Below are 12,655 nucleotides of genomic sequence, written 5' to 3'. Positions count from 1 at the left end.
CTCGGGCCGGAGTCTCGGCCGTGGACATTGGCTACCTCGAGGCGCACGGCACGGGCACTTCGCTGGGTGACCCCATCGAGATCGCCGGCCTGGACAAGGTCTTCCGTCAGGCCGGTGCGATGCCAGGGAGCTGCGCGATCGGCTCGGTGAAGTCGAACATCGGTCACCTGGAAGCCGCGGCCGGCATCGCGGGGCTCACCAAGCTGCTCCTGCAACTGCGTCACCGAGAGCTGGTCCCCTCCCTCCATGCCCGATCCCTGAACCCGAACATCCGCTTCGAGTCGTCGACGTTCTCGGTCCAGCGGACCCTGGCTCCGTGGGCGCTGCGGGCGCACCAATCCCGGAGGTTGGCGGGCCTCAGCGCGTTCGGCGCGGGGGGCGTCAATGCCCACGTCGTCATCGCGGAGCATGTGGCTCCGGAGCGAGCGCCGCTGGCGCTGTCGGGGCCGGTGCCCGTGGTGTTCTCCGCTCGGAGCGCGGCGAGCCTCCAGGGGGCCGTGAAGGACCTGCTGCGCTTCCTGCGCGCCACGCCCGTGCCGCTCGTGGACCTGGCGCTGACGCTCGGTCGTGGACGTGAGGCCATGGAGCACCGCCTCGTCGTGCTGGCGTCGGACCTTGTGGAGCTGCTTCCTCGCTTGGAGCAGGCCGCGGCAGGGAGTCAGGGACAGGGGATTCATCGAGGCCGCGTGCCGCTCGAGCGCGAGACGCGGGCACGTGGAGACGGCCTCTCCCTGGACGAGCTCGCGCGTCTCTGGACCACCGAAATGGACTTCGATTGGAGCACGCTGCCCCAGTTCGACGGTGGGCGTGTTGTGCCACTGCCTGGCTATCACTTCGACACGCGTCGCTACTGGGTCTCCGCCGCTGCGGCCGAGCCGCGTGTCTCGGTTGTTTCCCCGCCGCGCGAACCTGACGACGAAGAGGCCCTGGCGCTGCTGCGCAAGCTCAGCCTGGGGGCGCTCACCGTCGATGAGGTGGACGCGAGACTGAACGCGGAGCCGAAGCGATGACGGAGAGACGGACGGAGATCCTGCAAGCCGTGCGGTCCGGCGCGTTGACTCCCGAGGAGGCCCTGCGGCGCCTGCGGGATGTCGAACCTCCGCGCCCAGCGGCCGACGTGCCCCTCACGGCGTGGCGTCCGCAGTGGCGCGTCACCGGCCCTCTTCCCTCGGTGGGGACTCGGGGCGCGTTGTCGGACGTGCTCATCCTCGACCGCGACGAGCGATTCCGCGCGCTCTGCGCCGACTTGCCGGGCGCGGACCGGACATCGCCGCCTGTGCTCTGCATGCAAGGCGAGGGCTTCACGCGGCTGGACGCTCGCACGTATCGCATCGACCCAAGGCGGGCCGAGGACTTCCCTCGCCTCGTCGAGGCGCTTCAGCAGGACGGTCACCATCCCTCGCGAATCGTCTCGCTCTGGGGGGCCTCGGCTTCGTCGCGACCCTCGCTCGACTCCGCGCTGGAAGAGGGGTTCGACACCGTCGTCCACCTGCTGCAAGCGCTGCACCTCCGGCGCATGGGAGACGTTGTCCGATTCCTCTGTGTCCATCCCGAGGACGGTGGCGCGAGCGTCGCGGCCCATGCGGCCCTCGCGGGCCTGGGTCATTCGCTCTGGTTGGAGAACCCGCTGCGCACGGTGCGCACCGTCGAGTGTTCTGGCGCGATGGACGCGTGGTGCTCCCCTGCGTTCGCCAGCGCGCTCCTGGCCGAGCCGGCCGGGCCGCCGGGCCGGGTTCTCTATGCCGAGGGCCAGCGATGGATCCGAGGCTGGGACGAAGGTCAGCGGGTGGAGCGAGGCCGCGCCTCGGCCCCTGCTCGCTGGCGCGACCGGGGCGTGTATCTCATCACGGGGGGGCTCGGCGGTCTGGGGCGCATCCTCGCGGAGCACCTGGCGAGGACCTGCCGCGCGCGGCTCCTCATCACGGGCCGCCGAGCGCCTTCCGCCGCGGAGGAGGCGTCTCTCGACGCGCTGCGGAGGTACGGCGCGGAGGCGCTGTATGTCTCGGCGGATGTCACGCGGGCGGAGAGCCTCGCGGAGCTGATCGCGACGGGTCGGCGGCGATTCGGTCCCTTGAACGGTGTCTTCCATGGGGCGGGCGTGGCGCCTCGGACCGGCATTCTCCTGGAGAAGTCGCTGTCGTCGATGCGGAGCGTGCTGGCGCCCAAGGTCCATGGCGCGGCGCTGCTCGACGATGCAACCCGAAGTGAGCCGCTCGATTTCTTCGTGCTGTTGTCCTCCTTGTCGAGCCAGGGCCTGGGTGAAGGCGTGGGGGAGTATGCCTTCGCCAATCGGTTCCTCGACGAACTGGCGGAGCAGCGCAACGCGCGTGTGCGACGGGGGGAAGGGGGCTCGGGAGACACGGTGTCCGTGGGCTGGCCTTACTGGCGCGAAGGCGGAATGCGCCAGCGTGAGGCCACGGTCGAGGACATGCGCGAACAGGCCGGCGTGGAGCCTTTGTCGACCGAGGACGGCCTGACGCTGCTCGACTGGGCGCTGGAGAATGCTCCCGGTGGATGTCTGCCCATCGCTGGGGACCGCACCCGGTTCGCGGAGTATCTCGCGCGCTTCGATTCGCCGCGCGCACCGACTGATTCCCCATCGCCAGACCCGCATCCCGAGCCACGCGCACAGTGGCGCGAGCGCATCGAGGCCCTGCTCCTCCAGGTCGCGGCGGAGCTGACGGGGCTGCCTCGTGACGAGTTGGAGCTGGAGCGGCGACTGCCGGAGTACGGACTCAACTCGATCGCGCTCACGACCTTCGTCAAGCGGTTGTCCGAGACGCTGGGAGCGCTGCCGCGCAACCTGCTGCTCGAATACCAGACGCTGGCCGCGCTGCGAGACCACTTGCTGGAGCACCACGCCGGGGCGCTGACCCAGGCCTTCGCTCCCTCGCGCGATGTGTCGGCGCGAGCCGTCGCTCGGGAACCCGTGGTGACAGTTCCGATGCCCCCGGTGCTCCCCGCGCCTCTTCGCGCGGTGGCGGTCGTGGGCGTGAGCGGGCGCTACGCGGGCGCGCGGGACGTGCGCGAGCTGCTCGCCAACCTGAGAGCGGGGCGTCGAGGAATCTCGGCGGTGCCACCCGAGCGGGGAGATTGGAGCCGGTGGTTCGACGCCAACCCGGCGCGCGCAGGGGAGGGGCGCATCTACCGGCGCACGGGAGGGTTCATCTCGGGCGTCGAGCTGTTTGATCCGCTCGCGTTCCAGATGACCCCCGCCGAGGCGAAGGGGCTTCACCCCGAGGAGCGGCTGTTGTTGCAGTCCGCCTGGGAGGCCATCGAGGACGCAGGCCACGCGCACACCTCCGTGGCCGGGACGCGGATGGGTGTCTTCATTGGGGTCAATGGACTGAGCTATCCCTTGCTGGGATTGGAGCGGTGGGCCGAGCGCGGGGATGTGCTGCTCGACCAGAGCTACTTCGGGCTGCCCAATCGCATCTCGCACTTCCTGGACCTGCGCGGCCCCAGTGTCCCCTTCGACACAGGGTGCTCGTCCGCGCTGGTCGCGCTCGACGCGGCCTGCCGCGCCATGGCGCAAGGTGAGTGCGACGGCGCGTTGGTCGGCGGCGTCAACCTCTACTTGCACGTCTCGCGCTTCGCCACGCTCTGTCAGGCCCGACTCGCCTCGACGCGCGAGGCGCCCGGCCTGTTCGAGCGAGGGAATGATGGCTTCGTTCCGGGCGAGGGCGTCGGGGTGGTGTGGCTCAAGCCGCTCGACGTGGCGCTGCGAGACGGGGACCCCATCTATGGCGTGATTCGCTCCACGGTGGTGGGCCACAAGGGGCGGAGTGCCTCCTTCCTCCTGCCATCGCCGCCCGCGCAGCGCGAGCTGATGGAGCGCGCGCTGAAGGCAGCCCAGGTCTCGCCCGAGGAGATTGGTTACGTCGAGCTGCAAGCCGTGGGCGCCGAGCTGACCGACCTCTCGGAATGGCGCTCCGTGACGGAGGTGCTGGGCCGCGCGAGTGATGACACTCGCTGTGCGCTCGGCTCGGTGAAGCCGCTGCTCGGACATTTGGAGGCCGCGTCGGGAATGGCGCAGCTCACCCGGGTGCTGCTCCAGCTCGATCGCGCCGAGTGGTTCCCCACTCCGAGGGCGACGGAGCTCCATGACGGAATCTCCGTGGATCCGGCGCGCTTCCACATCCCGACGCGCCTCGAACCGTGGCCCACGGGACGGCCACGCAGGGCCCTGCTCGGCTCCGCGGCAGCGGGCGGCACCCAGGCCTTCGTGGTGGTGGAGTCCTCAGCGCGGACGCCGCCGCCCAGGCTGGCGCCTCGCGACGAACTCCTCGTGCTGTCAGGGCGCAGCTCCGAGCAGCTCCAGCGCACGGCTGCGGCCTTGAGGACGCATGTGTTGTCGGAGGACGGGGGCGCGGTCCGACTCGCGGACCTCGCGTACGTGCTCCAGGTGGGACGAGAGCCAGGTGCCCATCGCTTCGCCGCGCGAATCACGGACCGCGAGCAACTGCTCTCGCTGTTGGACGGGGTCGCTCGGCTGGGTATGTCGGCCCCGGGGGGTGTGGGTGGGGTCGTGGACTCCAAGCGCTCGCGGGCCCAGCTCTCGGAGTCCGCGGCGGTCGCCACCTATGGCGAGCGTGAGCTGTCGGTCGCCGCGCGACAGTGGGTGGAAGGCGCGCAGATCGAGTGGCGGCGCGTGCCAGGCGCGGACCTGTGCCGTCGCATCTCGCTCCCGACGCATGCCTTCGAGCAGCGGCGCTGTTGGAGAGACGAGTCGGGGGCGCGCGTCGAGGAGCCGCCCTCCGGTGTGGTCTCCGGCTACTACAACCGCTTCGCCGCGGAGGTAGACCCCAAGGAGGAGATCTACCTCATCTTCCCCTACTTCCCAGAGAAGCTCCCAGGCTTCTCGTGGTTGATGACGTTCGTCGAGCCGCACCGTCGCCCCGAGCATGCGCGGTACATGTTGGAGCGCCAGAAGGACATGAAGGCGGTGCTGTATCGCCACGTGGACTTCTCACGGGTCCGCACGGTGATGGATATTGGTTGCGGCCTCGCGACGGACCTCATCCAGCTCGCGCTGCGGCATGCGCACCTCACGGCGGATGGGTTCACCATCGCGAAGAAGCAGGTGGACGCCGCGAGCGCGCGGATCTCCAAAGCAGGGCTCGCGGACCGATTGCGCATCGAGTGCAAGGACAGCTCGCGGGATGCATTCCCGCGCCGCTACGACTTGATCCTCGGCTTCGAGGTCATCTTCCACATCGAGAACAAGGACGGAGTCTTCGCCAACATCACCGAGCATCTCAACGAAGGCGGATGGGTGGTGCTGGCCGACGGCGTCGCCAACACCGTGACGGAGATCAACCTCCCTCACCTGGGGCAGTTCACCAGCACGGCGCCCCAGCTCGCGGAGCTCCTCGGCCGACACGGGCTCCGAGTGGTCAGCTGTGTCGACACGAGCCCCGGCGTCAGTCGCTTCCTCGATGACGAACACTTGGAGGAGAACCTCGCGCGTCTGCGGACCGAGCAGGGGGCCACGGCGCCCGAGGAGGCCCAGCACCGAGGTTGGGCCAACTTCGGCAAGGCCCTGGGCGCTGGGCTCATCCGCTATCTCCTCTTCACCCTCCAGAAGGCTCCCGCGAGCGAGGACCGCGCGGAACGGGTTCGGCTCAACCTGGAGCGCATCGTTCAGGCGCACCCCTTCACGACCGCGCTGGGCTCGCTGCCTTCACCGGCGCAGGCCGCCTCCCGCGTGGTGCCCGCGCGCGAGGAGGGGATCGAACAGCAGCTGCTCCAGGTGGCGTCCGACATCTTCGAGATGGCGAGCACCGAGCTGGATGCCACCGCCTCCTTCAAGGACTACGGCATCGGCTCGTTGACAGGGCTGCGGTTCATCGACGCAGTGAACCGGCGCCTCCAACTGCGCTTGAAGATGGAGCACTTCTTCCAGTGTCCGGACCTGCGGGCTCTGGCCGCGTTCATCCAGACCCATGACGCGTTGAGGGGAACACCCGAGCTGGCTCCATCCCTGCCGCCCGTCGAAGCGCGGGCAACCGTCCGGCATGAGTCTCCTGGACGCGTCGAAGTTCGTGACGAGCCCATCGCGGTGATTGGCATGGCGGGTCGCTTCCCTGGCGCCGAGGACGTCGCGCGCTTGTGGGAGAACCTTCGGGACGGCGTCGATTCCGTCACCGAATTCCCAGTCGCGCGCCTCGTCTCCGAGGGATGGGATGCGGACGCGGCGCGTGCTCAGGCGCGTGGCTGCTGGGGGGGCTTTATCGACGGCATCGAGGACTTCGAGCCGACGTTCTTTGGCATCTCGCCCGCTGAGGCGGAGATGATGGATCCTCAGCAGCGGCTGTTCCTGGAACAGTGCTGGGTGACACTGGAGGGCGCGGGATACGCGGGAAAGAACCTCTGGGGCTCTCGCTGCGGCGTGATCGCGGGCCTGTCGAGCAATGAGTATCAGGACAAGGTCCACGGGGAGCTGTCGCCGGACCAGCTCGGCCACGCGATGCTGGGGAACTTCGCGTCGTTGACCGCCTCGCGCATCGCCTACTTCCTGAACCTCCGCGGACCCACTGTCACCGTGGACACGGCGTGCTCGTCTTCACTGGTCGCGGTGCACCTGGCGTGTCGGAGCCTCCTCGATGGCGAGGCGGACCTGATGCTGGCTGGGGGTGTGTCGCTCTACCTCTCGCCGAAGCCACTGGGCGTCATGCGGCACGTGGGGATGCTCTCGCCGTCGGGGCGCTGTCGGGCGTTCTCGGACGACGCGGATGGCATCGCGATTGGCGAGGGGGTGGGCGTTGTTCTGCTCAAGCGGCTCTCCCGCGCGCTGGCGGATGGTGATGTCATTCACGGCGTCATTCGCGGCTCGGGCACGAACCAGGATGGGCGGACCAATGGCATCACGGCGCCGAGCCTCGATGCCCAGAAGCAGCTGGAGATCGACGTCTACGAGCGGAGCGGCGTGAACCCGGAGACCCTCGGGTACGTGGAGTGTCACGGCACGGGGACGAAGCTCGGGGATCCCATTGAGATCGCCGCGCTCTCCGAGGCGTTCCGGCACTTCACTCGGGCACGACAGTCCTGTGCGGTCGGCTCGGTGAAGAGCAACCTGGGACATACGACCGCCGCCGCGGGCATGGCTGGGCTCATCAAGCTGCTCTTGTCGCTCGAACATCGACAGCTCCCGCCGACGCTGCATGTCCAGAAAGAGAACCGCCACATCGCCTTCAAGAACACGCCGTTCTACGTGAACACGGCGCTGAAGGACTGGGACCCACGCGCCGGACAGCCGCGTCGCGCGGCCGTCAGTGCGTTCGGTTTCAGTGGGGCGAACTGTCACGTGGTGGTGGAAGAGGCCCCTGTGCGGCCGCCCGAGGCCGCTTCCGCGAGCACTTCGTGGGTGGTGCCTGTCTCCGCTCCGACACCGGAGCGTCTGCGCGAGCACGTTGCGCGGTTGCAGGGGGCGCTGTCTTCGAGTGATGCCCCCACGCGGGCCATCGGCGATCTGGCCTTCACCCTTCAAGTGGGGCGGCGTGAGTTTCCCCACCGCGTCGCGGTCGTGGCCGCTTCGCTCGAAGAGGTGCTGGCGGCGTGGTCGTCCTTCCTCGCGGGGCGGACGCATTCGGGACTGCATGTCGCGGAGGCTCGCCCCGGAGCGCCCCCTCTTGGGCGGGAGGCGGTTTCATCCCAGGCGCTCGCCGAGGCCTGGGTGGGGGGCGCGGACGTGACGTGGGCGGTTCCTCGTGGCGCGCGCAGGGTGCGGCTGCCAGGGATGCCCTTCGTGCGACGGCGGTGCTGGGTGGCCCGTCCCCCGCCGGACCAAGGGCCGCGCGTGTCGGGTTCTCACCTGCCCTCGGACGTCGCGGTCGGAGCCCGGCCCGTGCGGTATCGCCCGACATGGGTGAGCGTGGCTCCGCGCCTCCGCCCCGAGTCGGGGCGCGCCTCGGTGTTGCTCTTCGAAGTGGAAGGGGCGCTGCGAGACCGATTCATCGAGGCCTGGCACGCGAGAGGGCACACCGGCGCGGTCATCGCGGTCTCCCGGAGCGAGGTCTTCACCTCCATCCGGTCCGGAGGTGACCTGCGGTGCGGACTCGATGCCACCCGTCCTCAACACTTGGAGTCGTACGCACGCCTCGTGGAAGAAGAGGGGCTGTGGCCTGAAGGGGTGGTGTTGGGAGATGAGGGGCGCGAGCCGAGCGCCCTGGTTCCCGTGCTCCAGTGGCTGTTGCGCGCGGGCGCGAAGCACCCAAGGCGGGTGGTGCTCGTATCCTCGAGAGGGCAGGGCACTCAGCCGTTGTGGGAGGCCCGCGCGGGGTTCGCTCCATCGCTGCGCCACGTGGTCTCCGAGACCCACGTTACGACGCTCACGCTACCCGTGGACTGCGTGATGGATGTCGCGGCCGGCGCACTGCTCGACGAGGTGACGGGGCAGGACTCGCGGGCCCACGAGGTTCGGCTCCTCGGGCGTGAGCGACAGGTTCGGACCTTTCTGCCCTGCGAGACGGTGCGCCGCGCGGAGACCCCGGTGCGTCGCGGTGGCATCTACCTCATCACGGGGGGAAGTGGCGCCCTCGGTCGCCTCGTCGCGCGGCACTGGGCGGAGCACCAAGGCGTGTCGCTCGTCCTCGTGGGGCGGCGGCGCCCCGATGCGGCCTTCGAGGCCGAGCTGCTCAGGCTCCGGAAGTTCGGCGGGAGGGTTCGCTACGTCCAGGCCGATGTCTGCGATTCCAAGGCCCTGCGCCACGTCGTCGAGGAGACCGAAGCATCCTGGGGACGACTGAACGGAGTGGTGCACGCGGCGGGCGCCATCGATGCGGCGCCCTTCCTGGCCAGGGACGCGGCCTCGTTCACCGAGGGCTTGAAGCCCAAGATCGAGGGCGTTCAAGCACTGGATGCGGCCACGCGTGGCTGTGCGCTCGACTTCTTCGTCCTCTTCTCCTCGGTGTCCTCCATCCTCGGGGACTGGGGTGGATGCGATTACGCCGTGGCGAATCGCTACCTGGATGCGTTCGCCCAGCAGCGAGAGGAGCAGCGCGCGCGGGGGGAGCGGGCTGGCCGCACGGTTTCGATCAACTGGCCACTGTGGCGGCACGGCGGCATGCACCTGGCCCCGGATGTGGAGGCGCTGTACCTGCGCACATCGGGCTTGAGCTATCTGGAGGACGCGCCGGGCCTGGAGGCGCTGGAGCTGGCGCTGCGCGGCGAGGACCCCCAGGTGGTGGTGCTCGCGGGGCAGCCGGAGCGACTCGATCGATTGATGTCCTTCGTGGAGGCGCCACCCGAGCAGCCCCGCGTCGCGGCACCGGTGAAGCTGAATCGGCCTGTCGCTTCGCTTCGTGACGAACTCCGGCGCGAGGCCGCGGCGATCCTCGGGCTGCGCCCCGACGAGTTGACCTTCGAGGGACAGCTGGGGGACTTCGGCTTCGACTCCATCAGCCTCCGAGCCCTGGCGGGTCGGCTCGCGGCTCGCTTCGGAGTCTCGGTCGCGACGGCCGCCTTCTATGCCCATCCGACCTTGGACGCGCTCGCGGTCCATCTGACGCCCCAGTGCTCCGTGCCTGCCGCGCCCGTGGCCCCCGTCGAAGCGCGGCAGGGGTCCTCCCTGGAGCCCATCGCCGTGGTGGGCATGAGCGGAAGCTTTCCCGGGGCCGAGGATGTGGAGACCTTCTGGCAGAGCCTCTCGAGGGGCGAAGCGAAGCTCACCCGAGCGCGACTGGATCGCTACGACGCCGAGGCCGGTGGGGCCGAGTCGGCCGTGGAGCATTGGGGTGGCTTCCTGGACGGCGTGGACCAATTCGACGCGGACTTCTTCCGAGTCTCGCCGCGCGAGGCGGAGTTGATGGATCCACAGCAGCGCCTGTTGTTGCAGACGCTGTGGAACACCTTCGAGGACGCGGGCATCACGCCCGAGCGTCTGCGGCGAGGACGGACGGGTGTCTTCGTCGGAGTGGACAAGTTCGACTACGCGGAGCGGTGGCAGCAGTCGCGCGAGCCCATTGATCCGCACTCCGCCGCGGGCATCCATCCGGCGATGATCGCCAATCGCATCTCGTTCGTCTTCGACCTGCAGGGGCCGAGCGAAGTCGTCAACACGGGCTGCTCCAGCGCGGCGGTGGCGCTGCATCGTGCGATGGGCGCCATCCGCCAGGGAGAGTGCGATTCCGCCGTGGTAGGGGGCGTCAACGTCATGCTCAGCCCCTCGGGATTCCTGGCGGCGCAGTCATTGGGCGGCACGAGTCCCGGTGGACAGCCCCGCCCCTTCGACGCGAACGCGGACGGCTCGGTGCGAGGCGAGGCCGTGGGCGCGGTGCTCCTGAAGCGCCTGTCCCAAGCCAACGCGGATGGAGATCGCATCCACGGAGTCCTCCTGGGCAGCGCCGCCGCGCATGGAGGGCGGGGGCACTCGCTCACGTCGCCCAACGTGTTGGCTCAGGCGGACGTCGTCGCCCAGGCCTATCGACAAGCGGGCGTGGGGGCCGAGACGGTCCGGTATATCGAGGCTCAAGGCGCCGCGAATGAGCTGGGGGACGCGGTCGAGCTCGCGGCGTTCAAGACCGCGTTCCAACGGATGTCGCCGAACAGCGCGGAGGGCACCTGCGCCATTGGGTGTCTCAAAGGCAGCGTGGGACATGCCGAGGGGGCCTCGGCCGTGACCGCGCTCATCAAGGTCTTGCTGGCGTTCCGTCACGAGCTCCTTCCCGGGGTGACGGGCTTCCAGGTGCCACGCCCAGGGCTCGGGCTGGAGGGCTCGCCTTTCTTCATCAACGCGGGCAACCGGAGCTGGGCCGCCGACCCTTCGGCGGGGCCTCGTCGGGCCTCACTGCACTCGTATGGCTTTGGCGGCGTGTGCGCGCACCTCGTGTTGGAAGCACCGCCTGCGACGCCGCGCGAGTCCCCTGCGCGCCCCGAGTCCCCACGCCTCATCGTGCTCTCGGCCCGAGACGCGGAGCGCCTCGACGTCCGCCTGCGCGAATTGGTCACGTTCCTCGAGCGCGAGCCCACGGAGGGGCGCCCCTCGTTGACTGAGGTGTCCTTCACGCTGCTCGACGGCCGGACCCCGCTGGAGGCGCGGGTCGCGGTGGTCGCGGCGTCGGTGGAGGAGCTGACGGCACAGCTGCGTCAGGTGCTCGGAGGCGGGAGTCCGCCCGGGGTCTTCCGAGGTCGAGCAAGCCACCAGGACGGCGCTCTCGCGGGGCTCTTTGACGGCGAGTCGGGCGCGGAGATGGTGCGGATGCTCATGCGCGCGGGCGACTTGTCGAAGCTGGCGCGCGCCTGGGTCGAAGGTGCGTCGCTGGACGCGCGGGTGCTCTTCGCAGGCGAGCGGCCTCGTCGCGTGGGGTTGCCCACGTATCCGTTCCGGCGAGCGCGACACTGGCTGCGCACTCACCCGGTGGAACCCGCGCGCTCCGTGGAGGCCCGTCCCGCTCCCAAGCCCACGCACGAGTCAGCGCTGGCGGCGACCTCGGTCATCGCGCAACTCCAGCGGATGCTCTCCGAGCTCCTCAAGAGAGACTCACTCGACGTCGACAGGCCCATGGTGGAATACGGCCTCGACTCCTTCCTTAGCACGACGTTCATGCGGGCGGTGCAGCGGCACTACGGCGCCGCCGTCGCGCTGACGGCGCCCCTGGCGCATCCCACGCTGCGCGCCCTGGCGACCCATCTCTCCGCGCTGGTCGGGAGTGCTCCCGCTCCATCGCTCGCGCTCCCTCCCATTCGTCCCGCGCCCGAGGCGAGCCGCGCCTCGGGGCGTTCGCCGTGCCCGGAGCTGCTCCCCGTCAACCCTCGTGGTGCGGCGACGCCCTCATTCTGGTTCCACGGCGCGCCAGGACTCGCCCAGCTGTACTACCGGCTGTCCGAGTCACTTGGGCCGGACTACCCGTTCTATGCCTTGCAGGCGCGCGGCGTGGATGGTCGGAGCGCGCCCATTACGACGCTCCCGGGGATGATCTCCCACTACCTCGACGCGATTCGCGAAGTGCAGCCTCACGGGCCCTATGTCCTGGGCGGCTATTCGTTCGGAGGGCTGCTCGCGTTCGAGGCGGCGCAACAACTCAAGGCACGAGGCCACGAGGTCCGGCACCTGGTGATGTTCGACACCTATCCTCCGGAGATGCTCGACGTCATCGAGCGCGGAGGCGGGGCGACGAGCGGGAGTGTCCGCGAGATGCAACGGCTCCTCAACGCGATGATGTTCTTCTCCGCGGAGTTGGACACGCCCGTCTGGGACTTCATCTCCCTGGAGGAGCTGAAGGCGATCCCGCCCGGGGCGCAGCTCGCGCACCTCGCGGGGTTGATCAAACAGCGGGTGCGCACCGCCCTGACCCTGGATGAAGTCTATTCCTTCCTCTCCGGCGTGGACTCCGTGGTCGGCATCTCGGAGAGCATCACGCGAAGTTATCGGCTCGCCGCCTACGACGCGTCAGACGTCCTCTATTTCAAGACCGCGCGCTTCCTCGCGCCCGACAGTGAGTTCGTCATTCCCAACGTCGTGCCGGAGGATGTGGGCGTGTCACCCGACACGCTCCGCGCGCTGGAAGCGCACGACTACACGGCGGCGTGGCGGGGGGTGACGCAGCGGTCGTTCAAGCTCGTGAACTTCGACTGCGACCACATGAGCCTGTTTCTCAAACCCACCCTTGATGATGTCTGCGGGCACCTTCGGACCGTGCTCGCGCCAGGAGCCTGA

Annotated in this window: 2 protein-coding genes (1 of these 2 only partly in view); both read left to right on the top strand. The window is 69.3% G+C overall.

The genetic code is table 11. From position 1 onward, the window contains the following. Positions 1–1,010 carry the 3' portion of a non-ribosomal peptide synthetase gene (locus KRR26_RS15200; RefSeq protein ID WP_217080172.1) on the top strand. Its footprint begins 22,054 nt before the window's first position, so only the last 1,010 of its 23,064 coding nucleotides appear in the window; its start codon lies beyond the left edge, outside the window; the stop codon is at positions 1,008–1,010. After that, a complete protein-coding gene (locus KRR26_RS15195) occupies positions 1,007–12,655 on the top strand; it encodes an SDR family NAD(P)-dependent oxidoreductase (RefSeq protein WP_217080171.1) in 11,649 nt (3,882 codons plus the stop codon). Before KRR26_RS15200 ends, KRR26_RS15195 begins: the two co-directional genes overlap by 4 nt.

Source organism: Citreicoccus inhibens, from assembly GCF_019039035.1.
Lineage (GTDB): Bacteria > Myxococcota > Myxococcia > Myxococcales > Myxococcaceae > Citreicoccus > Citreicoccus inhibens.
The sequence above is the reverse complement of the archived record's forward strand: the minus strand, read 5'-3'. Positions and strand labels throughout refer to the sequence as shown.